Annotated in this window: 30 protein-coding genes; 10 read left to right on the top strand and 20 right to left on the bottom strand. The window is 72.4% G+C overall.

What is annotated here, in order from left to right; all coding sequences use genetic code 11:
* Positions 1–138 precede the first annotated feature (138 nt).
* Both Q9S36_RS48650 and Q9S36_RS48655 read right to left on the bottom strand, forming a co-directional pair.
* Complete coding sequence (locus Q9S36_RS48650; protein ID WP_311291944.1) at positions 139–1,029, bottom strand: flagellin; 891 nt, start codon at positions 1,027–1,029, stop codon at positions 139–141.
* 133 nt (positions 1,030–1,162) lie between these two features.
* Positions 1,163–2,059, bottom strand: a complete 897-nt coding sequence (locus Q9S36_RS48655; RefSeq protein ID WP_311291945.1) for a sigma-70 family RNA polymerase sigma factor — start codon at positions 2,057–2,059, stop codon at positions 1,163–1,165.
* Positions 2,060–2,282: 223 nt separating this feature from the next.
* On the opposite strand from Q9S36_RS48655, the gene flgN reads away from it, so the two are divergent.
* Genes flgN through csrA form a run of 5 tightly spaced genes read left to right on the top strand, consistent with a single transcriptional unit; the run spans position 2,283 to position 5,785 of the window.
* On the top strand, positions 2,283–2,792 hold the full coding sequence (flgN, locus tag Q9S36_RS48660) for a flagellar export chaperone FlgN (protein ID WP_311291946.1): 510 nt from the start codon (positions 2,283–2,285) through the stop codon (positions 2,790–2,792).
* 1 nt (position 2,793) lies between these two features.
* Complete coding sequence (gene flgK / locus Q9S36_RS48665; RefSeq protein WP_311291947.1) at positions 2,794–4,194, top strand: flagellar hook-associated protein FlgK; 1,401 nt, start codon at positions 2,794–2,796, stop codon at positions 4,192–4,194.
* Entirely contained in the window at positions 4,194–5,090 is an 897-nt protein-coding gene (gene flgL / locus Q9S36_RS48670; RefSeq protein ID WP_311291948.1) for a flagellar hook-associated protein FlgL, read from the top strand. Before flgK ends, flgL begins: the two co-directional genes overlap by 1 nt.
* 8 nt (positions 5,091–5,098) lie before the next feature.
* The gene (fliW, locus tag Q9S36_RS48675; RefSeq protein WP_311291949.1) at positions 5,099–5,509 is read left to right on the top strand and encodes a flagellar assembly protein FliW; all 411 of its coding nucleotides are present in this window, start codon (positions 5,099–5,101) and stop codon (positions 5,507–5,509) included.
* Positions 5,510–5,542: 33 nt separating this feature from the next.
* Positions 5,543–5,785 carry a carbon storage regulator CsrA gene (gene csrA / locus Q9S36_RS48680; RefSeq protein WP_311291950.1) on the top strand — a complete coding sequence of 81 codons (243 nt, stop codon included), beginning with the start codon at positions 5,543–5,545 and terminating at the stop codon, positions 5,783–5,785.
* A 4-nt stretch (positions 5,786–5,789) separates the two neighbouring features.
* On the opposite strand, the gene Q9S36_RS48685 is transcribed toward csrA, so the two are convergent.
* The gene (locus tag Q9S36_RS48685) at positions 5,790–6,446 is read right to left on the bottom strand and encodes a response regulator transcription factor (RefSeq protein ID WP_311291951.1); all 657 of its coding nucleotides are present in this window, start codon (positions 6,444–6,446) and stop codon (positions 5,790–5,792) included.
* 121 nt (positions 6,447–6,567) lie between these two features.
* Positions 6,568–7,563, bottom strand: coding sequence for an NAD-dependent epimerase/dehydratase family protein (locus Q9S36_RS48690; RefSeq protein ID WP_311291952.1), 996 nt, complete (start codon positions 7,561–7,563; stop codon positions 6,568–6,570).
* 84 nt (positions 7,564–7,647) lie between these two features.
* Here Q9S36_RS48690 and Q9S36_RS48695 point away from each other — a divergent pair, with 84 nt between their 5' ends.
* Positions 7,648–7,830 (top strand): hypothetical protein, encoded by a 183-nt coding sequence (locus Q9S36_RS48695; RefSeq protein ID WP_311291953.1) that lies wholly within the window; start codon positions 7,648–7,650, stop codon positions 7,828–7,830.
* Between the two features lie 21 nt (positions 7,831–7,851).
* Here the strand turns inward: Q9S36_RS48695 and Q9S36_RS48700 are convergent, their stop codons facing one another.
* Positions 7,852–8,298, bottom strand: coding sequence for a nitroreductase family deazaflavin-dependent oxidoreductase (locus Q9S36_RS48700; protein WP_311291954.1), 447 nt, complete (start codon positions 8,296–8,298; stop codon positions 7,852–7,854).
* A 119-nt stretch (positions 8,299–8,417) separates the two neighbouring features.
* Here Q9S36_RS48700 and Q9S36_RS48705 point away from each other — a divergent pair, with 119 nt between their 5' ends.
* On the top strand, positions 8,418–9,362 hold the full coding sequence (locus tag Q9S36_RS48705) for a 1,4-dihydroxy-2-naphthoyl-CoA synthase (RefSeq protein WP_311291955.1): 945 nt from the start codon (positions 8,418–8,420) through the stop codon (positions 9,360–9,362).
* Positions 9,363–9,391: 29 nt separating this feature from the next.
* Complete coding sequence (locus Q9S36_RS48710; RefSeq protein WP_311291956.1) at positions 9,392–10,348, top strand: ADP-ribosylglycohydrolase family protein; 957 nt, start codon at positions 9,392–9,394, stop codon at positions 10,346–10,348.
* Positions 10,349–10,525: 177 nt separating this feature from the next.
* Here Q9S36_RS48710 and Q9S36_RS48715 read toward each other — a convergent pair whose 3' ends face one another.
* Positions 10,526–11,317, bottom strand: a complete 792-nt coding sequence (locus Q9S36_RS48715) for an SDR family oxidoreductase (RefSeq protein WP_311291957.1) — start codon at positions 11,315–11,317, stop codon at positions 10,526–10,528.
* A gap of 110 nt (positions 11,318–11,427) precedes the next feature.
* Here Q9S36_RS48715 and Q9S36_RS48720 point away from each other — a divergent pair, with 110 nt between their 5' ends.
* Positions 11,428–11,994: a MarR family transcriptional regulator gene (locus tag Q9S36_RS48720; protein WP_311291958.1), complete on the top strand. Its 567-nt coding sequence runs from the start codon at positions 11,428–11,430 to the stop codon at positions 11,992–11,994.
* Here Q9S36_RS48720 and Q9S36_RS48725 read toward each other — a convergent pair.
* A complete protein-coding gene (locus Q9S36_RS48725) occupies positions 11,927–12,805 on the bottom strand; it encodes a hypothetical protein (protein ID WP_311291959.1) in 879 nt (292 codons plus the stop codon). The two genes, Q9S36_RS48720 and Q9S36_RS48725, sit on opposite strands and share 68 nt — an antisense overlap.
* The gene (locus Q9S36_RS48730) at positions 12,802–13,815 is read right to left on the bottom strand and encodes an SPFH domain-containing protein (RefSeq protein WP_311291960.1); all 1,014 of its coding nucleotides are present in this window, start codon (positions 13,813–13,815) and stop codon (positions 12,802–12,804) included. The genes Q9S36_RS48725 and Q9S36_RS48730 overlap by 4 nt, the downstream gene beginning before the upstream one ends.
* An 88-nt stretch (positions 13,816–13,903) precedes the next feature.
* On the opposite strand from Q9S36_RS48730, the gene Q9S36_RS48735 reads away from it, so the two are divergent.
* A complete protein-coding gene (locus Q9S36_RS48735) occupies positions 13,904–14,584 on the top strand; it encodes an NUDIX domain-containing protein (protein WP_311291961.1) in 681 nt (226 codons plus the stop codon).
* A 6-nt stretch (positions 14,585–14,590) separates the two neighbouring features.
* Here the strand turns inward: Q9S36_RS48735 and Q9S36_RS48740 are convergent, their stop codons facing one another.
* The 12 genes from Q9S36_RS48740 to Q9S36_RS48795 form a co-directional block, all read right to left on the bottom strand.
* Positions 14,591–15,631: a glutathione synthetase gene (locus Q9S36_RS48740; RefSeq protein WP_311291962.1), complete on the bottom strand. Its 1,041-nt coding sequence runs from the start codon at positions 15,629–15,631 to the stop codon at positions 14,591–14,593.
* Positions 15,628–16,806 carry a tyrosine/phenylalanine carboxypeptidase domain-containing protein gene (locus tag Q9S36_RS48745; protein WP_311291963.1) on the bottom strand — a complete coding sequence of 393 codons (1,179 nt, stop codon included), beginning with the start codon at positions 16,804–16,806 and terminating at the stop codon, positions 15,628–15,630. The genes Q9S36_RS48740 and Q9S36_RS48745 overlap by 4 nt, the downstream gene beginning before the upstream one ends.
* A gap of 7 nt (positions 16,807–16,813) precedes the next feature.
* Positions 16,814–17,617, bottom strand: coding sequence for an N-formylglutamate amidohydrolase (locus tag Q9S36_RS48750; protein ID WP_311291964.1), 804 nt, complete (start codon positions 17,615–17,617; stop codon positions 16,814–16,816).
* A gap of 80 nt (positions 17,618–17,697) precedes the next feature.
* Positions 17,698–18,201 (bottom strand): hypothetical protein, encoded by a 504-nt coding sequence (locus tag Q9S36_RS48755; RefSeq protein ID WP_311291965.1) that lies wholly within the window; start codon positions 18,199–18,201, stop codon positions 17,698–17,700.
* On the bottom strand, positions 18,198–18,560 hold the full coding sequence (locus Q9S36_RS48760; protein WP_311291966.1) for a response regulator: 363 nt from the start codon (positions 18,558–18,560) through the stop codon (positions 18,198–18,200). The genes Q9S36_RS48755 and Q9S36_RS48760 overlap by 4 nt, the downstream gene beginning before the upstream one ends.
* Positions 18,557–19,042: a chemotaxis protein CheX gene (locus Q9S36_RS48765; RefSeq protein ID WP_311291967.1), complete on the bottom strand. Its 486-nt coding sequence runs from the start codon at positions 19,040–19,042 to the stop codon at positions 18,557–18,559. Before Q9S36_RS48765 ends, Q9S36_RS48760 begins: the two co-directional genes overlap by 4 nt.
* Positions 19,039–19,428 (bottom strand): response regulator, encoded by a 390-nt coding sequence (locus Q9S36_RS48770; RefSeq protein WP_311291968.1) that lies wholly within the window; start codon positions 19,426–19,428, stop codon positions 19,039–19,041. The genes Q9S36_RS48765 and Q9S36_RS48770 overlap by 4 nt, the downstream gene beginning before the upstream one ends.
* Position 19,429: 1 nt before the next feature.
* Positions 19,430–20,356 carry a protein-glutamate O-methyltransferase CheR gene (locus Q9S36_RS48775; RefSeq protein WP_311291970.1) on the bottom strand — a complete coding sequence of 309 codons (927 nt, stop codon included), beginning with the start codon at positions 20,354–20,356 and terminating at the stop codon, positions 19,430–19,432.
* A complete protein-coding gene (locus Q9S36_RS48780) occupies positions 20,353–21,507 on the bottom strand; it encodes a chemotaxis response regulator protein-glutamate methylesterase (protein ID WP_311291971.1) in 1,155 nt (384 codons plus the stop codon). Before Q9S36_RS48780 ends, Q9S36_RS48775 begins: the two co-directional genes overlap by 4 nt.
* Before the next feature lie 34 nt (positions 21,508–21,541).
* The gene (locus Q9S36_RS48785; protein ID WP_311291972.1) at positions 21,542–23,218 is read right to left on the bottom strand and encodes a methyl-accepting chemotaxis protein; all 1,677 of its coding nucleotides are present in this window, start codon (positions 23,216–23,218) and stop codon (positions 21,542–21,544) included.
* Between the two features lie 124 nt (positions 23,219–23,342).
* Entirely contained in the window at positions 23,343–23,774 is a 432-nt protein-coding gene (locus Q9S36_RS48790; RefSeq protein ID WP_311291973.1) for a chemotaxis protein CheW, read from the bottom strand.
* Between the two features lie 11 nt (positions 23,775–23,785).
* Positions 23,786–24,132: chemotaxis protein CheW (locus Q9S36_RS48795; RefSeq protein ID WP_311291974.1), on the bottom strand; the 347-nt coding region annotated here is incomplete at its 5' end.

The following is a 24,132-nucleotide window of genomic DNA, read 5'->3' on the forward strand; positions in this document are numbered from 1 at the left end:
CCTGAGGATTTCTGCACGATTTCTTGTCAGGGGCGGCGCCAGGGGGCGCTCCCGCCCAAGACGCGCACGGACGCCGGGTGGGTCGCGGCGTCCGCGACCCACCCGGCGTCCGGTGGGTGTGAGGTTCCTCAGCCGTGCTCAGCGGAGGAGGGACAGCACACCCTGCGAGGCCTGGTTGGCCTGCGCCAGCATCGCGGTGCCGGCCTGGGACAGGATCTGCGAGCGGGTGAAGCTCATCATCTCCTGCGCCATGTCGGTGTCGCGGATCCGCGACTCCGACGCCGACAGGTTCTCGACCGCGACGTTGATGTTGTTGATGGTGTGCTCGAACCGGTTCTGCGTCGCACCGAGGTCCGCACGCTGCGTCGACACCTTGGTGATCGCCGCCTGGATCGTGTTGGAGTTGGTGATGTCGAGGTTCGCGCCACCGATCTGGGCGAGCACCTCCGGGGTGTCGTCACCGCCGCCGACGACGCCGTCGCCGCCGAGGCTGCCCGGCGTACCTGCGGTGAAGAAGGCCTTCAGCGCCTTGTCGCCGGACACGGTGATGGTGTCGGTGCTCGAGTAGCCGACCTGGAAGACCTTGTCGCCGTTGCCCGGGGTGCCGTTGCCGGAGAACAGCGTCGTGCCGTTGAACTTGGTGTTGGTCTGGATCCGGCCGATCTCGGTGGCCAGCTGGTCGAACTCGGCCTTGAGCGCCGCCTGCGACTCGGCGCTCTGGGTGCCCGACTTGTGCTGCACCGAGAGGTCGTTCATGCGCTGCAGCATGGAGTGGACCTCGGTGAGGGCGCCTTCAGCGGTCTGGACGAGGCTGATGCCGTCCTGGGCGTTGCGCGCGCCCACCTTGAGACCGCCGACCTGCGAGCGCAGGCCCTCGGAGATGGCCAGGCCGGCCGCGTCGTCGGCGGCGCGGTTGATGCGGAAGCCCGAGGAGAGCTTCTCGAGCGACTTGGACATCTGGCCCTGCGTGACCGACAGGTTGCGGTACGAGTTGACGGCGTCGATGTTCTGGTTGATGCGAAGACCCATGATGGATTCCTTCCGTGGTTCCTGGGATCACTGCTGGAGTCCGTCCGTGGACTCCGTCGGGATCGTTATCGGCGAGGTGGTGGCCGACCTGAGACTTCCGCGCAGGAGTTCTCGGCGGCCGGGATCGGACGTCTCAGGCGCTGGTGGCGACGCGGGGCACGAACGGGCGCGCCGCGGCAGCGGCGTGACGCTCGGCCACGGCGGCGAAGTAGGCCTCGCGACGGCGGGCCGCCACGCCCTCCGGGCGCTCGTGGCTCGGCACCAGGGCCGGGTCGAGCTGGGAGTTCAACGCGTCGCGCAGCAGCACCATCGCCTCGGCACGCAGCTGGGAGATCCGGGACTCGGTGACACCCAGCTCGGCGGCGAGCTCGGCCATCGGCCGCTCGGCGAGGAAGTAGCCCTCCACGACCCGGCGCAGGCGCTCGGGCAGCTCGGCGACCGCTTCGGACAGGTAGGTGAGGAGCTCGGCGTGCTCGGCCGCCTGCTCGGGGGTCGGGCCGCCCGACGGCAGCTCGGCGGCGTAGGAGCCGCGGGCGTCGTCGGCCTCGAGGGACAGCACCTGGGCCCGGGCGAGGTCCTCGCGGTTCGCCAGCACCTGCTCGACCGGGATGCCCTGCGCCGCGGCGACCTCGGCGTCCGTGGGCACCCGACCCAGGCCGTGGGTCAGCCGCGCCCGGGTCTCGTCCAGGCCGCGCGCCGTCCGTCGTACCGACCGGGAGGCCCAGTCGACGCCGCGCAGCTCGTCGAGCAGGGCGCCGCGGACCCGGGTGGAGGCGTAGCGGGCGAACGGCACGCCCCGCTCGGCGTCGAAGCCCTGGGCGGCCTGGACGAGCGCGGTGAGGCCGGCGGAGGTCAGGTCGTCGCGGTCGACGTGGCCGGGGACCCGCGCCAGCACCTCGCGCACCAGGTGGCCGACGAGGGGGATGTGGGAGGTCACGAGGTCGTCCACCGAGGCCGCCGGGGAGGTGGCCGTCGTGTGGGCACCCGTGGGGGAAGGGGTGGGGGAAGTGAGGGTCGCGTTGCTGAGCACGGGTTGATAGTTGAACGTTTTGTGGGCGTGTTGTTACCGAATGGGGGTTGCTGATCCACCAGGACGTGGATCGGGGACCGTGGTCCCGACAGCGCATGGCCCGATCGGGCCATGCGGGAGTGCCCCCACCCGCCGGACGCCGGGTAGTCCGGCTGCGCACCCGCGCCGAGCAGTGGTCCAGTCAACCCCTCAGGTCCTGCGCGGGGCCGCCGATGGGACGTTCGTGAACCTCACCGACGACATCCGCGCCACGGCCATGGAGAAGCTCTCCCTGGTCCTGTGGCGCGAGCGCGAGCTGCTCGAGGAGCTCCACTACCGGCTGGAGGTCGAGCAGCTCGTGCTCGCCAGCGGCCGGAGCCGGTGGCTCGCCCACGCGACCCGCGACATCGACACCCTGCTGGTCACCATCCGCGAGACGGAGATGCTGCGTGCGGTGGCTGCCGACGAGGCCGCTGCCGCGTCGGGCATGAGCTCCAACCCCAGCCTCGCCTCCCTGGCGGAGGCGGCCGGCGAGCCGTGGACGACGATCCTCACCGAGCACCGCGAGGCCTTCGTGAGCCTGACCAACGACATCGGCACGCTCGCGGACTCCAACCGCCACCTCATCTCCGCCGGCTACCGCTCGGCCCGCGAGACGCTCATGTCCATGAGCGACTCCGTCGACGGGTACGCCGCCGACGGCAGCGCCACCGCCGAGCCGCTGCGCGCCAGCCTCGTGGACAGGAGCCTCTGACGTGAGCGGCACCTTCGGCTCCATCGGCACCGCGGCGAGCGCCCTGCGCTACCACCAGGCCGTGATGGAGGTCGCGAGCGGCAACGTCGCCAACGTCTCGACCGAGGGCTACGCCCGTCGTCGCGTGGTCGGCGTGTCCGTCGGCGCGCCGGTCCAGCCCGCGATGTGGAGCCGGTACGACGGCCACGGCGAGGGTGTCCGCGTCGGCTCGGTCGACCGCCTCGTGGACCCGCTCCTCGACTCTCGTGCCCGACGCGAGCACGGCGCCCAGTCCTACCTCGACACCCGTGCCACCGCGCTGGCGCGCGTGGAGGCCTCCCTCGGTGAGCCGGCCGGCGACGGCATCTCCAAGGCGCTCGCTGACGTGCGTGACGCCTGGCACGACCTCGGCAACAGCCCGGACTCCCCCGCCGTGCGCGCCACCGTGATCTCCACGTCACGCACCCTCGTCGACGCCGTCGCCGCCCAGCGCCGCAACGTCGAGTCGGAGGAGGCCGGCCAGCGGATGTCCCTGCTCGCCGACCTCGGCGAGACCAACACGCTCGCCGCCGACCTGGCCGCGGCCAACGAGGCGATCGCTGCGGCGAAGATGGGCGGCAACGACCCGTCGAGCCTGCTCGACAAGCGCGACCTGATGGCGCTCCGCCTCGCCGAGCTCACCGGTGGCACCGCCACCGAGAACGGCAAGGGCGGCCTGGACGTCACGGTCGGCGGGGTCGCCCTCGTCAGCGGCAGCCGCGCGGGCACCCTCGCGGTCACGGCGGGCGTCAACCCGGACGGCACCTCCGACGGCCAGGCCCTGACCCTGGCCCTGACTCCCCCGGGCGGCACGGCCACTGCGGTCGGCAACCTGCGCGGCGAGATCGGCGGCACGGCCGAGCTGCTGGGCACGACGCTGCCCGGCCTCCGCGACCAGATCACGGCCATCGCCCAGCAGCTGGCCGACACCGTCAACGGCGTGCACCAGTCCGGCTACGACGCGTCCGGAGCCGCCGGACAGACCTTCTTCGCGGTCGACCCGGCCGCGCCGGGCGGCCCGCTGGTCCTGCTGGTCGACGACGCCGCCGAGCTGGCGGCGTCCGGCATCGGCGGCGGCGCCAACCGGGACGGCGGCAACGCCACCGCGATCGCCGACGCGCTCGTGTCGCCCGAGCGGTCCTACCAGCGGTTCGTGACGGTCTTCGGGACCGACGTGGCGTCGGTCCGTCGGCTCGCGGACACCCAGCTGACCCTGACCAGCCAGGTCGACGGCGCCCGTGAGCAGCTCTCGGGCGTGAACCTCGACGAGGAGACGGTGACGATGATGCAGGCGCAGCGTGCCTACGAGGCCGCGGCTCGGGTCATGACGACCCTCGACTCGGTGCTCGACACCCTCATCAACCGGACCGGGCTGGTGCGCTGATGACCATCGGACGCGTCACCCAGTCGATGCTGACCGACCGGTCGCTGACCCGGCTCCAGACCAGCCTCAGCCGGCTCTCGGAGCTCCAGGAGCACCTCTCCACCGGTCGTGTGCTCAACCGCCCCTCCGACAACCCGGCCGACGCGGCGTCCGCGATGCGGTTGCGCTCGTCGGTCGGCGCCCAGCAGCAGTACGCCCGCAACGCCCAGGACGGCATCGGCTGGCTGGACACCCTCGACAGCACCCTCGGCACCGCCAACGACCTGGTGCGCCGGGCCCGCGAGGTCGGCCAGCAGGCCGTCAGCGGCGCGGTGAACCAGGACACCCGGGAGGCGCTCGCGGTCGAGATCGAGCAGCTGCGCAGCTCGCTCCTCGGCACGGCCAACACGACCTACCTCGACCGACCGGTGCTCGGCGGCACGACCGCCGGTGCGGCGGCCTTCAGCGAGGCCGGCGGCGTGGTCACCTTCGCCGGCGACACCAACCCGGTCAAGCGGGCGGTCGCCGAGGGCGTGGTCGTCGACGTCGCGGTCCCCGGCCCGGCTGCGTTCGGCGCCGACGGTGACAACGTCTTCGACCACCTCACCGCCCTGGCCACCGCCGTCCGGACGGGCAGCACGAGCGCGATCCAGGCCGGCATCCAGGCCCTCGAGGCAGACGGGAGCCGCCTGGTGGTGGCACGCACCGACGTCGGGGCGCGCGCCAACCGCGTCGAGCAGGCCGGGATCCGGGCGGGCGACACGGAGCTGTCGCTCACCAACGCGCTGAGCGAGATCGAGAACACCGACCTCCCTCTCGCCACGGTCGAGCTGAAGATGCAGGAGGTGGCCTACCAGGCCGCCCTCGCCGCGACCTCGCGGGTGCTGCAGCCGAGCCTCCTGGACTTTCTGCGATGATCGCCACGATGGAGGACACGACCGTGACCGCAACCCCCGAGATCCCCGTGATCGAGCTGGTGCAGCCGATGCCCGGCTTCCCCGACCTGGCGCGCTTCGCCCTGGTGCGCGTGGACGACACCGGTGCGCTCTGCAGCCTGAGCTCGCTCGACGAGCCCGGCCTGCGCTTCCTCGTCGTGCCGCCGGCCACGTTCTTCCCGGACTACGCCCCCGAGGTCGAGGAGACGATCCTCACCGACCTCGGCTCGAGCTCGGTGGACGACCTGATGGTGCTGTGCGTCCTGACGGCCGGCGACTCGCTGGCGAGCACCACCGCGAACCTCGCGGCACCCGTCGTGCTCGACATCGCGACCCACCGCGCGGTGCAGGTCGTGCTCGACGACCCGAGCCTCTCGGTGGCCACACCCCTGATCGCGTGAACCCGAGCGCGGTGCCTCAGGTACCGTGCACGCATGCTGGTCGTGAGCCGTCGTGCGGGAGAGAGCGTCGTCATCGGCGACAACGTGACCGTCTCGGTCCTGGAGGTCCGTGGCGACGTGGTCCGGATCGGCATCGACGCGCCCCGTTCGGTCGCCGTGCACCGGCAGGAGCTGCTGGCCCAGCTGGCGCAGTCCAACCAGGAGGCGGCCTCGCCCCCCGAGGGCGCCGTCGACTCGCTGCTCAACGCGATCCGCGACCGCTCGAAGGACGCCTGAGCGGTCAGCCGGACCGTTTGCGGCCGAGCTGCGAGGCCAGCACCGCGGCCTGCGTACGACGCTGCACGCCGAGCTTGGCGAGCAGGCTCGTGACGTGGTTCTTGACCGTCTTCTCGGCGAGGTAGAGCTCCTCGCCGATCTGCTTGTTGGTGCGCCCCTCGGTGATGAGGTCCAGGATCTGGGACTCGATGTCGGTGAGGGCGGCCAACCCTTCCGGGGCGGCGCTGTCGGACCGCATCCGCTCGATCACGCGGACCGCGACGGCCGGGTCGATGAGCGACTGGCCCTGGTGCACCGCGCGGATGCTGTTCACGAGGGCGCCCTCGTCGACCTGCTTGAGCACGTAGCCGCCCGAGCCGGCGAGGATCGCGTTGAACAGCGCCTCCTCGTCGTCGTAGCTGGTGAGGATCAGGGCCCGCACCTTCGGGTTGGCCGAGCGCACCTGGCGGCAGACCTCGATGCCGGTGCCGTCGGGCAGCCGGCCGTCGAGCACCGCGACGTCGGGGGCGAGGCGGAGGATGTCGGGCACCGCCTCGGCAACGGTGCCGGCCTCGCCCACCACCTCGAAGTCGTCCTCGAGCTCGAGGACCGCCCGCAGCCCGCGCCTGACGACGGCGTGGTCATCGAGCAGGTAGATGCGGATGGGTGGTGCACTGGTCATGGGGCCGTCGTCATCGGTCGTGGGATTCCTTTACCTTGCGAGGCCACCACCCTAGGTCCGCGCCGGGTCGGCCGCGGACGAACCCCCGGATCCGCCGAGGGGTGGACGGACGTCCGGTGTCCTAGCGGTGCAGCGGCGGCATCCCGCTGCCACCACGCATCCGCGCGCCGTCGAGGAGCTGGCCCACGGCGTGGGCCGCGTCGTGGTCGGGGTGCCAGTCCAGCTCCGAGGCGGCGCGGTCCGTGGAGAGCAGCGGCACGTGCTGGAGCGCCTCGAAGAGGCTTCCCGGGACCGGCACGGCCCTGGCCCGCCAGCCGACGTCCATCGCCGTACGCACCAGGCCGGGTGGGATGGTCACCGTGCGGGCACCGACGAGCTCGCCGAGCTCCTCGCGCCGCAGCACCCCCGGGCCGGCGAGGTTGAAGGCGCCCGACACCGGGCGCTCGACGACGGCCCGCACCGCGCGGGCCACGTCGCCGGCGTGCACGGCCTGCATCCGCAGCCCGGCGGGCACGGGCAGCAGCGGGATGCGGCGTACGTCGAACATGGAGGGCCGGGCCAGCGCGCCACCGAAGATCCGGCGCTGCTCGCTCGCGGCGGAGCGCTGGAAGACGAAGGCGGGACGCAGCCGCACGACCCGCACGCTGGGGTGGGCGGCCTCGAAGTCGTCGAGGAGCCGCTCGACGTACGCCTTCTCGCGGCAGTACGCCGCTCCACTGCTGCCGTCGGTCTCCCAGGTCTCGTCGACGGGGACGTCGTGGTCGACCGGCGAGTACGCCGCCACCGACGAGGCGCACACGACCGTCTGCGTGCCGGCGCGGCTGCACGCCTCGAGCACGCGGCGGGTGCCCACGACGTTGCTGTGCCACGTCACCTCGGGGCGGTGCGTCGGCTGGAAGCGCCAGGCCAGGTGGACGACGGCGTCCGCGCCGGTCACCTGCGGGAGCAGGTCGTCGGTCCCGACGTCCGCCGCCACCCACGCCACGGACCCCTCGGTCGTGGGGCCGGGCGGACGGCGCCGCGCGAGGGCGCGGACGCTGTGCGCGCCTCCCGCGGAGAGCTCGCGGAGGGTGGCGCTGCCGATGTTGCCGGAGGCTCCGGTGACGAGGACGACCATGCCCCGCGACGTACCCCCGGGGCACGCGCGCATGCGCGGACGGCGGCCGGGTACGGTCGGGATCCCCGAGGAGAGGACTCCGTGATGACGCAGGACGACACGCAGCCCGACATGCCGGAGGAGGCCGGGGCGCCCCAGCCGGCCGACCCCTTCGAGCCCGAGGCTCCGGCGCACGACGACCCCGACCCGGAGACCGCGGCCCACCGCGACGACGACGCCGAGGCGACCGTCGACGGCGCCGACCCGGCACCGCCGCAGCCGAGCTGACCCGGGACGGGCCCTCGCCGGCTACTCCTCGACGCGCTCGAGGAGGAACAGCGGGATCAGCCGGTCGGTCTTCTCCTGGTAGGTGGCGTATGTCGACCAGGTGTCGACCGCGTGCTGCCACCAGTCGTCGCGCTCCGCGCCGCTCAGCTCGCGCACGCGGTAGGTGTGCTTCTCCGCCTTGTCCTGGAGCTCGACCTCCGGGTGCCGGCGGAAGTTGTCGGCCCACGCCGGGTCGTCGTCCGCGCCACCCTTGGAGGCGACCGCGAGGTACTTCCCGTCGCGCTCGACCCGCATCACGGGGTTCTTGCGGAGGTTGCCCGACCTCGAGCCGACCGACGTGATCACGACGACCGGGTACTTGCTGCCGCGCAGGGTGCCGGCCTTCTCACCGTCGGAGGCCTCGTACTCGGCGACTTGGTCGCGGACCCACTGGGCCGCGCTGGGGACGTAGGTGCCAGTCAGTGCCATGCCTGCCACAACACCACGTGGCCGGGCGTTCTTCCTACGCCCGCCGGGGTAGTCCAGTGGCGAGCTGTCGTCCCGGACCGCCCACGGCGACAGCTCGCCACTGAACTACCCTCCGCAGCATGAGTGCGATCGAGGGCGTCAGCGAGATCTTCGACCCGGAGGCGTGGGACGTGGTGCCCGGCTTCGAGGACCTCACCGACCTCACCTACCACCGGGCCCGCGAGCACGGGACGGTCCGGATCGCCTTCGACCGCCCCGACGTGCTCAACGCCTTCCGCCCGCACACCGTCGACGAGCTGCTGCGCACCCTGGAGCACGCGCGCACGTCGGCCGACGTGGGCTGCGTGATCCTCACCGGCAACGGCCCGAGCGCCAAGCACGGCAAGTGGGCCTTCTGCACCGGCGGCGACCAGCGGATCCGGGGCCGGGCCGGCTACCAGTACGAGGACAAGGCGATCGGCGCCGACGAGACCGGGGCCGAGGAGCCGTCCGTCATCGACAAGGCGAGGCTCGCGCGCCTCCACATCCTCGAGTGCCAGCGGCTGATCCGCTTCATGCCGAAGGTCGTCATCTGCGTCGTCCCCGGCTGGGCCGCCGGCGGCGGGCACAGCCTCCACGTGGTCTGCGACCTCACCCTCGCCAGCCGCGAGCACGCCCGGTTCAAGCAGACCGACGCCGACGTCGGCTCCTTCGACGGCGGCTACGGCTCGGCGTACCTCGCCCGCCAGGTCGGCCAGAAGTTCGCCCGCGAGATCTTCTTCCTCGCCGAGGAGTACGACGCCGAGACCATGCACCGGATGGGGGCGGTCAACCGGGTCGTCGCCCACGCCGAGCTGGAGAAGGTCGCGCTGGAGTGGGGCCGGAAGATCAACGGCAAGTCGCCGACCGCGCAGCGGATGCTGAAGTACTCCTTCAACCTCCTCGACGACGGGCTCGTCGGCCAGCAGCTCTTCGCCGGCGAGACCACCCGACTGGCCTACATGACCGACGAGGCCCAGGAGGGCCGCGACCAGTTCCTGGAGAAGCGCGACCCCGACTGGTCGCCGTACCCCTGGTACTACTGATCCGGCGCCCGAGGAGCAGAGGCGTCCGGATGGCGTTGAGTCCTGACCAGGTCGACCGAGCCCGCGGTGCGGTGCTCGGCTCCGCTGTCGGCGATGCGCTCGGAGCGGCGTACGAGTTCGGGTGCAGGGCGGTCGGTCCGTCGGGCCCCGAGATGCTCGGGGGTGGTCTCGGCGGGTTCGCCCCGGGCGAGTGGACCGATGACACCGCCATGGCGTGGTGCATCCTCGACGTCGCGGCGAGCCATGACGACCTGGGACGCGAGGACGCCCTGACCCAGGTGGCTCGGCGCTTCCGGCAGTGGTACGAGTCCGAGCCCGCCGACATCGGCAACCAGACGCGGTCGGTCCTCGGCGAGGTCGGACCTGACCCGGTCGCATCGGCGTTGACGGCGACCTCCTACGACCTGCACGCCCGTACGGGCCACACTGCGGGCAACGGGTCGCTCATGAGGACCGCGCCCGTCGCGCTCCGGCACCTCGAGGACCGCGTGGCCCTGGTCGATGCGGCGCGGCGGATCAGCGCGTTGACGCACTACGACCGCCAGGCCCAGGACGCGTGCGCCCTGTGGTCGGTCGCGATCAGCCACGCGGTGGTCTCCGGCGACGTCGACATCCGGTCGGGCCTGGTGCTCCTGGAACCTGCGGCTGCCGAGACCTGGGCCGGACTCATCGACGAGGCGGAGAGCAGGGAGCCGACCGACTTCAGCCCGAACGGCTGGGTCGTCTCGGCGTTCCAGGCCGCGTGGTCGGCGATCGTGCACACCCCGGTCCCGACCGATGAACCGAGCCGGCACTTCGGTGATGCCCTGGACACCGCGATCCGGATCGGCGACGACACCGACACGGTGGCTGCGATCGCCGGCGGTCTCCTCGGCGCGCGGTGGGGCGCGGCATCGATCCCGCGGCCGTGGCGCACGATGCTCCACGGGTACCCGGGCATCACGGGCGAGGACCTGGTGGGGCTGGTCGACCGGGCGATCGGCTGAGCAGCCAGGAACGCGACCGCCGAGGCAGCTCGACGCGTGGCTGCACCGCACGCACCTGGCGTACTGGGCCGAGCGCGGCGACTGACAGCGGCGAGCACACGCGGGACCTGGACCCGGTCTCGTTCACCTGGCAGTGCGGCTGACGCCTCGACGTCCCACGGGGGCGATCCGACCGGGTCAGAGCATGGTGGTGAGGACCCCGCCGTCGGCGCGGAGCGCCGCGCCGTTCGTCGCAGCGGCGCGGGCGCTGGCGAGGTAGACCACGAGGTCGGCGACCTCCTGCGGCTCGATGAACCGCTCCAGCAGCGAGGTCGGGTTGCCACCGATGATCGCGTCCTTCATCGCGTCGGGGTCGAGGCCCTGCGCGGCCGCCACCTGGTGGACGGCGCCCGCCACCCCCTCGGACCAGGTCGGCCCGCCCAGGACGGTGTTCACGGTGACGCCGGTCCCGCGGGTGAGCTTGGCGAGGCCGTTGCCGAGGGCGATCAACGCCGCCTTCGTGACGCCGTAGTGGACCATGTCGCCGGGGACGTTCACGCCGGACTCGCTGCTGATGAGGACGATCCGGCCCGTTCCGCGCTCCAGCATCGGCGGCATCAGCCGGCGGGAGAGGCGTACGGCACTGAGCAGGTTGACGTCGAGGTAGGTCTGCCACGTGGCGTCGTCGATGTCGGCGAAGGAGGTGAGCCCGAAGAGGCCGACGTTGTTGACCAGGATGTCGACCCCCTCGAGGCGGTCGAGGAGCCGATCCACCTCGTCCGGGTCGCCGAGGTCGGCGGCGATGCCGGTGACGTCCGCACCGGCCACCTCGCCGCGGAGCCGGGCGACCGCCCCGTCGACGCCGCCGCCGGTGCGGCCGTTGACGACGACCGACGCGCCCTCGGCGGCGAGTCCTCGGGCGATTGCGTAGCCGATCCCCTGCGTCGATCCGCTGACGAAGGCTCGCTGTCCAGCGATGTGCAGGTCCATGACGTTCTCCTCGATGACTTTCCTGAGCAAGTGAACGGCCACCGTCGTCGACTTGCTCGGGAAAGTCAAGATGTCGCGTTCCGCGCGCACCTCACCTATCGTCGGCGGCCATGGACGAGCACGCGACGCCCAAGAGCCTCAGCGCCGAGGCGCTGGAGACGTGGTCGGCCTTCGCGACGGTCCTCGAGTGGCTGCCGGCGGCGCTGGACGCCCAGCTGACCCGCGACGCCGGCCTCACGCACTTCGAGTACGGCGTCCTGTTCGCGCTGTCGACCGCGCCGGAGCGCACGCTCCGGATGAGCGTGCTGGCGAGCTACTCCAACAGCACCCTCTCGCGCCTCTCGCGCGCCGCGACCCGGCTCGAGGCGAAGGGCTGGGTGAGACGCTGGCCCGATCCTGCCGACGGTCGCTTCACCCTCGCGACGCTGACCGACGCCGGCGTGGCGAAGGTCGACGGGGCCGCCCCCGGCCACGTCGCCCTCGTCAACGACCTGGTGATGGACCGGCTGACGGCCGCGCAGCGGAGACAGCTGCTCGCGATCAGTCGGCGCATCATGGCCGCGATCCGCGAGGAGCCGGGCTGGGAGCCGGACGGGGGTCGCTCCGCGCTCAGGCCACCAGCCGCAGGGCGCGGTCCGCGCGACCGAGACGAACCGTCTGGCCCCACGTCAGGGTGAGCGCGTCGGCCTCGATGCCGTCGCCGAAGGCCACGAGCCGGTCGGACTGGACGGTCAGGGCCAGCTCGTCGCCGACCAGCTCGCCCTCGGTCAGGCTCACTCCGGTCGCAGGAGACGGCCAGGCCTCGCGCACGAACCACACCAGGCGGGGGTCGGCCGGCGCCGGCAGCGCCAGCGCGCTCCCCCGCTCCCGCCAGATCGACCGGCACCACCCGGTGGCGCCGGTGCCGCTGGCGACGATCAGGCCGGACGAGGCCTGCGCCTCCGCGCCCCCTCCTGCCGCGACCAGCTCGTAGCGGGCGGTCTGGTGGCTCGGGTGGCCGACGAAGACCTCGTTGAGCGCGAGCAGCCGCTGCCCGTCGTCGAGCTCGGCGCGCACCATCGTCCGCTCGCTGACCTGGTCGGTCGCGTGGAGCAGGTCGCCGAGGTCGGCGACCGCGTGCCTCACCAGCACCCCGGCGTTGCGCCCCGGCTCGGGGTCGACGCCGATGACCGGCTGGCCGTCGAGGTACTTCGCCACGTTGGCGACCAGCCCGTCCTGACCCACCACGACGACGACGTCGTCCGGCGCGAAGAGGAAGCGCGACACGTCCGCCCGCTCGACGCTGCCGCGCCGCCACTCCACCGGCACCGCTGCCGCGGCGGCCTCCAGCGCGCGCTGCGCCAGCCGGTGCCGGTCCTCGAGCTCGGCGATGTCGCGGCCGCGGGTGCGGAGGAAGAACGCCGCCTGCCCGCGGGTGCCGTGCGTCGCCAGCAGCTCGTCGTACTCCGTGCGGCGGTGGACGAGCACCACCCGGGGTGTGAGGCTCACGACTCCGCTCCCGCCTTGGCGCTGCCGAGCTGGGCGAGGGCCCGGGTGACCAGGTCGGGGCTCAGCACGAGCGACTCGATCCTGGGCAGGTTGGCGGCCAGCTCCTTGACGGCCAGGGCCATGAGCACCGCCTCGGAGACATCGGCGTACGCCGCCACGCGGGCCGCCTCCGCCTCGCCCTGCGCCGCGCCGGAGAGCCGCGTGCCCTCGGCCCGGGCCTCGGCGAGGGTGACCGTGCGGCGCGCCTCCGACTCCGCCGCGATCGCTCCGGCGGCGGCGCTCTCCTCGGCCTCGCGACGGGCGTTCGCACCGCGCTGGCTGACCAGCTGCTCCTCACGACGAGCCAGCTCGATCTGCGTCTGCAGCTCGTTCTCACCGATCGCGCGCTCCCGCTCGACCGCCACCGCGCGCCGCTCGAACGTCGCCCGGTCGGCCTCCTGCTGGACCTGCTCGCGGGTCGGCGTGCGCAGCGCCTTCTCGACCTCCGGCTCGGGCCGCAGCGCGACGACGCGGACGCCGACGACCGCGATGCCGGTCTCCGCGAGGCGCTCGTCGCCGCGGAGCCCGTCGGCGATCACCGAGCGCACCGGGCCGACGCCACCGGCCATCGCCGCGGCGAGGTCGACCGTCGCCAGCAGGTCGATGGCGTACTGCTGCGCCGACTCGACCAGCAGTCCCGCGACCTGCTCCAGCGGGGTGGCGCGCCAGGTGCCGTGCTCGGGGTCGAGCGAGAAGTCGATGCGACCGGCGGCGACGGCGGGGTCGGTGACCCGGTAGGTGATCGTCGCCTGCACGGTGACGTCCTGGAAGTCGCTGGTGCGGGCGTGGAAGAGCAGCGGGAGCTCGCGGTCGTCGACCGGGACCTCGTTGAGCACCGCGCTGAGCGGGCGGAACCAGAACGCGGCCCCGACGCCGCCGCGGATGGTGCGACCGTTGCGGATCTGCTCGACGTACGTCGTCCCGGAGCCGCGCAGGTGCCGGACCAGTGGATAGCGAGCGATGTGGGCCATGACGTCCTCCTCGGTAGTTAATGTCACTTCGACATTAAGACGCCGCCCCACTAACGTCAAGTTGACGCGAAGGCGTAGGCTCGCCCCCATGAACTCCCACCCTCCGGTCGCGGTGACCGTGGACCTGGTCGTGCTGACCGTGCGCGACGACCAGCTCCAGGTGCTGACGGTGCGTCGCGGCGAGGAGCCCTTCGCCGGCCGGTGGGCGCTGCCGGGCGGCTTCCTGCAGCCCGACGAGGACCTGCCCACCGCGGCTGCGCGGGAGCTGCTGGAGGAGACGGGGGTGTCCGCGGACCGCGTCCACCTCGAGCAGCTCGCGTCATACGGCGCCCCCGACCGCGACCCGCGCATGCGCACCGTCACGGTGGCCTACGTCGCCCTGGCCGCCGACCTCCCCGCCCCGACCGCGGGCAGCGACGCCGCGGACGCCGAGTGGCAGCCGGTCGACCGGCTCGCGGCCGCGGACGCGCTCGCCTTCGACCACGCGACGATCCTCCGCGACGGCGTCGAGCGGGCGCGGGCCAAGCTGGAGTACACCCCGCTGGCCGCCGCGTTCTGCCCACCGGAGTTCACCGTCAGCGAGCTGCGCCGGGTCTACGAGGTGGTGTGGGGCGTCGAGGTCGACCCCCGCAACTTCCACCGCAAGGTCACCCGCACCGAGGGTTTCCTCGTGCCGACCGACGCCACGACCACCCGCGACGGCGGCCGGCCCGCCCGGCTCCACCGCGTCGGGCCGATCAGGACGCTCCACCCGCCCCTGATGCGCTGAGGTGCCTCAGCTGGTGGCGAGGGTGTGGTTGTCGATCTCCGGGTAGTGGCGTCGGATGTTCACCTTGCGCTCGAGCTCGGCGATGATCGCAGGGGCGAAGTTCACCTCGTAGAGGCTCTGCGCGCTGCCGAGGCCGCCGGGGCTGAAGACGTTGATCTCCATCAGCTTGTCGCCGACGATGTCGAGCCCGACGAGGAACATCCCGTCGGCGACCAGCTTGGGGCGCACCACCTCGACCATCTGCAGCATCTCGTCGGTGACCTTGACCTTCTCGGCCTTGCCACCGGCGGACATGTTCGAGCGGATGTCCTTCGTGGAGGGCGTACGACGGAAGGCGGCGTACTCGCCGTCGACGGTCAGCGGCTGCCCGTTCATCACGAACAGCCGGACGTCGCCGTTGACGGCCTCCGGCAGGAACTCCTGCGCGACGACGTAGCCGTCGCGCGAGATCGCCTCGATGATCTGCTTGAGGTTGGGCGACTCCTTGCGGTCGATGAGGAAGACGCCGGTGCCGCCCGAGCCCTGCAGCGGCTTGAGCACGGCCTTGCCGCCGAGGTCCTTGATGAACGCCTCGATCATGTCCTCGTCGCGGGAGATGAGGGTGCGCGGGCGCACGATCTCCGGGAAGTGCTGGAAGTAGGCCTTGGACAGCGCGTTGGCCAGGCTCGTGGGGTCGTTGACGACCAGCACGCCCGACGAGGCGATCAGCTGCCCGAAGGCGACGCCGGCGTTGTTGCGCCACGGGTCGGTCTCGGCGTCGTCGGCGGGGTCGTTGCGCAGCATCACGACGTCGAACTCGTCCATCCCGATGAGCTGCTCGACGTCGGGACGCTTGACGTCGGCCATGTGGCGCTCGAGGGAGCGGTACGTCTTGGCGTGGCCGGCGCGGGCCTTGGTGCTCAGCGAGCCGTCGGGCTCGTAGGCGAAGTCGCCGATGCCCATGTACCAGGCCTCGTGGCCCATCTCCTTGGCGGCCATCGCGAGCCGGTTGGTGGTGTACTCCGCCTTCTCCGTCTCGATGTCGTTGACGACGAATCCGATCTTCATGCGTGTCCCTCCAGGAGTGTCCCGAGATCGTCGGTCCCGGCCGCGCGGGCCAGGTTGGCGTGGGATGCCGGGTCGTGCAGGTAGCGCGGGAGCACCCGCGGCGGCCGGAGCAGGCCGCGGGACTCCAGGTCACCGATCAGGGGCAGGTCGCGCAGCGAGAACTTGCCGAGCCACAGCTGGTCGAGCGAGCCGCCCGCGCCGAGGTGCTCGAGCAGCTCGACGAGGCCGCGCAGGTAGATCGCGTCCTTGGTCATCCCGCCCGAGCGGTAGACCCGCATCACGGTGGTCCAGGCGCTGGTCGGCGGGAAGTCGTCGGCCACGAGCGCCTCGTGGGCCTCGGCGAAGGTGGCGCCGCCGATCATCCGGTGCACGGTCAGGACCCGGCTGGCGAGCTGGCGCAGCCGGAAGGCGGTGAGGCCGCCGCACGCGATCTCGGCCAGCACCGCGAGGCCCTCCTGGGTCTCGTCGTAGCCGGCGAGGCCGACGCCGAGCACCTTGACCGGCTGGTGGCTGCCGTTGGCCTGGGTCACCAGGTGGGTGCCGACCTCGTGGTGGAGCAACGCCTGGGCGCGCGCCCGCTGCACCTTGGTCTCGGGCCCGACCAGCAGCACGTCGCCGGAGACCATGACCCCGTTGACGTCGGGGCGGATCTCCGCGTGCATGGCGAGGTCGGGGTCGACCTCGCGGTAGTGCGCGATCTCGGCCTCGGCGAGCGCGAGGAACTCCTCGGCGTCCAGCGCCTCGTCGCTCGGCTCGGTGCGGGTGATGGTCGCCAGCAGCGCCTCGGCCTGCGCGCGCAGCGACGGCGAGACACCGCCGTACAGCTCCACGCTCAGCGGCAGGAAGTCGTCGCTGTCGCGCGCCTCGAGCATGTCGAGCTGCAGCTCCATCTCGCGGTGCTTGGCGCGCAGCAGCTGGCCGAGGACAGGGTCGCCGACCTCGCCGGGATCGATGTCGTCGAGCTCGGCGCGGATGACGGCAGGGTCGGCCTCGAGCTCGCGGTAGGTGAAGGCGGGCGCGTCGTCGTGCCCCTCCAGGAAATCGTCGCGCAGGTCGTCGGCGTCGACGGGGGTGATGTCGAGCAGGAAGCGGAAGCTCTGGGCGAGCAGCGAGAGCCGGTGGTCGACGGCGAGGTCGGCGGCGGCAATGCCGTGATCCTCGCCCGCCTCGGTCATCGCCCGATCACCGCAGCCGGCCCAGCTCGTCGTGCAGACCGGGCAGCGCGGCCGCCAGGCCCTCCTGGGCGCACCTCAGCGCGTGCTCGTCGAGCTCGCCGGTCCACTCGTCCATGAACGTCTTCTTGAACTCCAGCGCCAGCACGCAGCCGACCCGGGGGTAGCGGTCGTGGACCCACCAGGCGAGGTTGCGACCCTCGAACGCGACGTTCTCGCGGGCGTCGAGCGGCCCGCAGCCGAGCGAGGCGTCGCGCAGGTCGCCCATGAAGCGCTCCACGAGCGGGCCGAACCGGTCGTGGTCGAGGCTGCCGGTGCCGACGTTGACCTCGGGGTTGTCCGCGACCGGCGCCGGCGGCGCGTCGGCACCGTCGCGGCGGTGGTTGTAGGAGTGCACGTCGAGCAGCACGAAGGGGCCCCGCTCGGCGAGCGCGTCGAGCCGCGGGGCGAGGGCGTCGTAGAAGGCGTCGTACGTCGCCAGGCTGCCCTCGAACAGCTCGTCGGACAGCACGCCGTCACGCCAGACCTCGAGGCCCCAGCAGTCGTCGGGGGTGCGGTAGACCGCCTCGCGGCGCGGCCGGTTGAGGTCGGCCTCGAAGCGCGAGCGGGACGTGACCACCCGGTCGGGCACGACCGCGGCGAGGCGGTCGGTCCACGGGTCCTCCTCGCGGAACCGGTCGGCCTCGTCGAGCACCATCGCCTCGGCGATCTCGGGGCGGAGCTCGTGTCCTGCGTGGACCGAGGTGGCCACCACCGGGCCATCCCAGGCGCCCTCGAACACGACCGGCTCCGACGTCCCTCCCACGTCCGTCATGGCGCCTGTCTACCGGAGGGCCGTCGATGCCTCCAGCCGTGCCACCCCTACGGGTGACGCGTCCGGAGGCCGGCGTCGGGCTACTTCACGCCGACGATGGAGAGCTTGCCCGTCCCGAACTGCGGCACCGTGACCGTGAGGTCGAGGCGTCGGCCGACGGTCGTGGCGTGGGCCGCGACCTCGCCGTCCGGGGTGCTGCCGACGTGGGTCACCGACGTCAGCTTCACGTGCGGGCAGTCCGGCGCGTTGAGCAGCGCGGCCATCACGTTGAGCACCTCGCCGAGGTTCTCCTGCACGACCGGGGAGAGGTCCTTCTCCTCGATCGCGACCTCGGCGGCGCCGACCGGCATCAGCCCGATCGCCGCGCCGGCGTACGCCGACATGGCCAGGTCCATGACCGCGACCGCGCGGGTGCGGCCCTGGTCGTCCTGGTAGACGGCGTAGGTGGCACCGTCGCCCACGTCGCCGACGAAGGCGTCGGTCATCTGCACGGTGACCTCCCGGCCGAGCAGGCCGGAGAGCATCTCGCGGGCGTCAAGCGCGGTCGGGACCGGGGTGAGCACCCAGTCGGACGTGGTGCTCATGCGACCACCGCGTCGAGGTGGTCGCGCAGCGAGTCCGGCGTGAACGGCTTGGCGATGAGGAACAGCGCACCCGACTCCTGGGCGATCGCGCGCATCTCCGGCGTGCCCTCCGAGGTCACGAAGCCGAAGGGGACCGTGTGGTTGGCCGAGCGCAACGCACGCAGCAGCTCGATGCCGGTCATCTCCGGCATGTTCCAGTCGGACAGGACCAGGTCGGGGGCCCGGCTCTGGACGAGGTCCAGCGCCTCGGCGCCGTTGCCGGCCTCGATCAGCTCGTGGCCGTCGTAGCCGGCCTGGCGCAGGGTGCGGATCACGATCTGCCGCATGACGCGGCTGTCGTCGGCGATGAGGATCTTCATGCGTTGTCTCCTGGGGTGGTGTCGTCCTGCTCGGCGAGCCAGACGCGGACGTCGACGGGGTGGCCTGCCCACACCAGCTCGGCGTGGCAGACCTGGACGGCAGCGCCGGGGGGTGCGGGCGCGTCGTCGGTGCGGACCTGGGGAAGGCCGAGGGCGCTCTCCTCGAGGAGGAGGCCCTTGACGTTGCCGCCGAGGACGTTGACGAGCTCGCCCACGGCGTCGGTGACGTCGGCCTCGGAGACCTCGTCGGCCATCAGCATGCGGCGCGCGAGCACGTCGGCGCCGGCGCGCGAGACGTCGAGGGTGATGTGTCCCGACCAGCCGCCGGTCACGGCGATCGAGGCGTGGACCCGGCCCACTTCGCCCTCTGGCGTGGACGAGGCGGGGTGGCCCTGCTCGAGCAGGAAGGCGGTGAGGACCTCCTCGCCGAAGACCTCGAGGTCGCGCGGCGTGACGGGGGACTCGGGTGCGGTGACGCTCATGCGACGCTCCTCTGCGGGTTCAGGCCGAGGTAGTCGAGCTTGTCGACCAGCGCCTCGCCGGTGAACGGCTTGATCAGGTACTCGTGGGCGCCCGCCGCGAGTGCGCGCACGATCTGCCCGTGCTCCGCCTCCGTCGTCACCATCATCAAGGTGAGGTCGCGCAGCCCCGGCTCGGCCCGCACGGCCTTGACGAACTCGAGGCCGTTCATGACCGGCATGTTCCAGTCGACGGTGGCCAGGACCGGGAGCGAGTCGCCGTGGGCCTCGAGCACCTCGAGGGCCTGCTGGCCGTCCGCGGCCTCCAGCACCGCGTAGCCCAGCTGCTCCAGCTGTCGCCTGAGGACGATCCGCATCGTGCGGGAGTCGTCGATGACCAGTGCTTGCATGTCAGTTCGCTCTCTGTGTCGTGGACAGCAACGTCGAGGTGAGTGGCGCGCCCGCGAACGGCCGAGGCGCGAGGGAGGACAGGTCGGGGCCGGTGGCCGGCGCATCGGCCTGAGGTCGGGGCCGGTTGAGGGTGAGCCGGCCCACCGCCGTGCGGTGCCAGGTCTCGTCGACGCCCAACGTGGTCTCGGCGCCGCCGAGGAAGAGGTAGCCGTCGGGGGACATCACCCGGCGCACGCGCGAGAGGACCGACTGCTTGGTGGGCTGGTCGAAGTAGATGAGCACGTTGCGCAGGAACACCAGGTCGAAGACCGGCATCAGCGGGAACGGCGCGGCGAGGTTGAGGGTCTGGGCCCGCACCATCGACCGCAGCTGGTCGGAGACCTGCCACTGCGTGCCCGCCCGCTGGAAGTGCTTGACCATCAGCGGCGCCGGGAGGCCGCGGCCGACCTCGAGCTGGCTGTAGCGCCCCTCCTGGGTCCGCTGCACCATGCTGGGCGCGATGTCGGTGGCGACGATCTCGACCTGCCAGCCCTTCGGCACGACGTGCTCGGCCATCAGCATCGCGATCGTGTAGGCCTCCTGGCCGCTGGAGCAGGCCGCGGACCAGATGGTGATCTTGCGTCGCGTCGCGGTGCGGGCCAGCAGGTCCGGGATCACGTGCGAGACCAGCACGTCGAACGGCTCGCGGTCGCGGAACCACGACGTCTCGTTGGTGGTGAGCGCCTCGACCACGGCGGCCTGCTGGACGCGGCCGGCGGGCGACTGGAGGTGGGCGACGTACGCCGACACGTCGGCGAGGCCGGCGGCGCGGGCCAGCGGGTGGAGGCGGGCCTCGACGAGGTACTCCTTCCCGGGCTCGAGGACGATGGCCGCCTCACGCCGCACGAGGTCGGCGACGTAGGCGAACGCGGAGGGGGACAGGGTCACGACAGCGACACCTCTCTGGCAGGTCTGGCAGGCACATCTCGGAAGGGCAGGGACGGCGGGTTGGCGGCGCGGACGCGCTCGACGATGGCCGGGCCGACCTGGGCGAGCGGCAGCACGGTGGGCGCGAGACCGGCGGCGACGACGGCTCCGGGCATCCCCCACACGACGGACGACGCCTCGTCCTGGACCAGGACGGAGCCACCGGCGGCGACCACGTCGGCGCACCCGCGGGCGCCGTCGGACCCCATGCCGGTGAGCACGACGGCGAGGACGTTGCCGCGCCAGGTGTCGACCACCGAGCGCATCATCACGTCGACCGCCGGGCGGCAGTAGTTCTCCGGGGTGCCCTGGTCGAGGGCGGCCACGACCTGACCCGAACGGGCGTCGCCGCGGAACCGGAGGTGGTAGTCCCCGGGAGCCACGACGGCCAGGCCGGGGCGTACCGGCATGCCCGTCGTCGCCTCGGCGACCCGGAGCGCGACCTTGCCGTCGAGCCGGTCCGCGAACTGGCGCGTGAAGACGGGCGGCATGTGCTGGACGATGACCACGGGGACCGGCAGGTCGCCGGGCAGCGCCGCGAGGACCGTGGACAACGCGTCCGGTCCGCCCGTGGAGGCGCCGATCGCGACCACGTCGATCCGCGAGGACCGCGGCGCGGCCGACGCGGCCGGCGCGGCCGCGGGGGTCGTCGGCCTCGGCGCCGCGGCCCTGGCCGGGGCGGCCGGAGCCACCCCGACCACGTGGCGGCACAGGCCCCGGATGCGCGGGACGAGCTGCTCGCGGACCGCCTCCATGGAGGCCTGCACGCTGCCGACGTTGGCCGGCTTGGTGACGTAGTCGCTCGCGCCGAGCTCGAGGGCGTCCAGGGTGGCGGAGGCGCCCCGCTCGGTGAGCGTCGAGAACATCACGACCGGCAGCACCGGGTGGTCCTTGCGCAGCTCGCGCAGGGTCTGCAGCCCGTCCATGACGGGCATCTCGATGTCGAGGGTGATCAGGTCGGGGTTGACCTGGTCGATCTTCGCCAGCGCGACCTTGCCGTTGGCGGCCGTGCCGACGACCTCGATCGCCGGGTCGGCGGACAGCACGTCGCTGACCAGGCGGCGGACGACGACGGAGTCGTCGACCACCAGCACCCGGATCCTCCTCGACATGGGATACCTCTCTCAGGCTCGCTCGGGACCGGTCTCAGTACCGGAACCGGCCGACGAGCGTGCGCATGTCCGCGGCCATCCGGGCGAGCTCGTCGGCTGCCTGGCTGGTGCTGTTGGCGGCTGCCTGGGTGTCCGACGCGGTACGGGCCACACCGGTCACGTTCTGGGCGATGTCGGTCGAGCCGGTGGCGGCCTCGGCGACGTTGCGGCTCATCTCGTTCGTCGTGGCGGTCTGCTCCTCCACGGCCGAGGCGATGGTCGCCTGGGTGTCGTTGATCTGGCCGATGATCTCGGCGATCTCGCCGATCGCGGTCACGGCCGCCTCGGTGTCGGCCTGGATGGCCTCGATGCGCCGGCCGATGTCCTCGGTCGCCTTGCCGGTCTCCTGCGCCAGCTCCTTGACCTCGTTGGCGACGACGGCGAAGCCCTTGCCGGCCTCGCCGGCGCGGGCGGCCTCGATGGTCGCGTTGAGGGCGAGCAGGTTGGTCTGCTCGGCGATGGAGTTGATCACCTTGATGACGTTGCCGACCTCGGCGGAGGAGGCACCGAGCTTGGCGACCGTGGCGTTGGTGGACTCCGCGACGACGACGGCCTGCGCGGCGACGCCCGCGGCGCTCGACGCGTTCTGGGCGATCTCGCGGATGGACGCCGACATCTCCTCGGTGCCGGTGGCGACCGTCATGACGTTGCGGGACACCTGCTCCGCGGCCGCCGAGACGAGACCGGCCTGGGAGGAGGACTCCGAGGCGGAGGCGCTCATCTGGCCGGAGACCGAGGACAGCTCCTCTGAGGCCGAGGCCAGCGACTGCGCGTTGTGGTCCATCTGGCCCATGGCGTCGCCGAGGCGCTCGAGCGCGTTGTTCAGCGCCTGGCCCATCTGGCCCACCTCGTCGGTGGAGGAGACGTCGAGCCGCTCGTCGAGGTGGCCCTCGGCGACCTTGCCCAGCGTGTCGACCGCGCGGCGCAGCGGGCGGGTGATCAGGCGGGTGATGACGATGGAGAGCAGCGTCGCGACGGCCAGGGCGACCGCGAGGACGATGAAGAGCGTGGTGCGCTGGGCGGCCTCGGTGCGCTCGTACTCGGCGTCCGCCTCGACGATCGCCTCGTCGATCGTCTCGCGGAGCTTCTCCAGCCGGCCGTCGACGTCGTGGTTCTGGTCGACGAGGTCGACCTCGCCCTGGGCGTCGGTGCGTCCGGCGGCGTTCGGGTCCTCCACGAAAGCGCTGACGTAGGTGTAGAAGGCCTGCGCGTACACCCGGCTGGTGGCGATGTCCTCGAGGATCTCCTCCGGGAGGTCGTAGCCGAGGACCTCGTCGTAGATCTCCTCGGCGCTGGCGATGTCGTCGGCGGTGTCGGTCACCACCGCCTCTGCGTCGGCCCCGATCAGCGCGCGGAAGCCGTCGGCCTTGATCTCGCTGTTGCGGTTGTCGAGGTGGTAGAGCTTGGCCGACGTGCGCTCGAGGACCTCGCCCGTGTCCTTCTCGGCACTGAGCGTCGACAGTCCCCTCAGGACGGTGAACGTCAGCACCACGGTGGGCAGCAGGCAGGCGACCGCGAGGACCAGCAGCTTGCGGCCGGTGCCGAGGTTGGCGAGCAGGTGCGACAGGGGCTTGCGGGTGCGGGACGGCGTCGGGGCCTGCGCGCTGGTGGGCGCCTGGGGGGCGACGACGGGCTGCGCGTAGTCGGGCGGGGGCGGGGCGAGGGTGGTCATGGGGGTCCTCCGGGCGGGTGGGTGCTGTGGGTGGGTGGCACGCGAGTCCGCCCGAACGGGTCTCGCGAGAAGAGGGATGGGAAGGGATCTGGGAAGGGATCTGGGATGGTCCGGCCCTGGCGGGTCAGACGGGCTCGAGCACCTGTGCTGCCCGCTCGGTGTCGAGGAGCAGCATCAGCTGGCGGTCGAGCTTGCAGACGCGGCTGACGAGCGCGCGGACGGAGGCCGGGACGGTCTCCGGCGGTGCCTCGAAGGCCTCGCGGGGCGGCTCGATGACGTCGCCGATCTCGTCGACGACGAGGCTGACGGCGTTCCCGTCGGCCGTCTTGACCACCACGTTCACCGACGGGGCGTCGGCGGGTCGCGGCGGGAGGCCCATGCGGGCCCGGAGCTCGAGCGAGGTGACGATCTGCCCGCGCAGGTTGAGCAGCCCGGCGACCTCGCGGGGCGCCAGCGGGACGCTGGTCAGGGCCTGGGCGCGCAGCACCTCCTGGACGGAGGCGACCGGGACGCCGAAGAGGTGCCCGTCAAGGGCGAAGGTGCAGTACTGGGACATGGCGGTGCTCCTCAGGCGGTCCGGGCGAGCCGGTCGTGGCCGGGCAGGCCCGCGAAGACCTGGTCGATGTCGACGAGCTCGGTGACGTGGCCGGCGATGACCGCGGAGCCGTCACCTCCGCTGGAGTCGAGCGCGGTGCGGATGGACAGGGTGGTCTCGACGATGTCGAGGATGCCGGCGACGACGACCCCGGCGCGCTGCTCGCCCTTGCGGCACACGACGACCTGGAGCGGGGCGCCGGCGCCGTGGCCGGCGTCACCATGCAGGACGTGGTCGAGCCGCACCAGCGGCAGGATCTGCTCGCGGTACTGGACGACCTCGTGGTGCCCGGCCCGCTCGACGAGGTCGAGCCCGATCT

This window comes from Microbacterium sp. ARD31, from assembly GCF_031844425.1.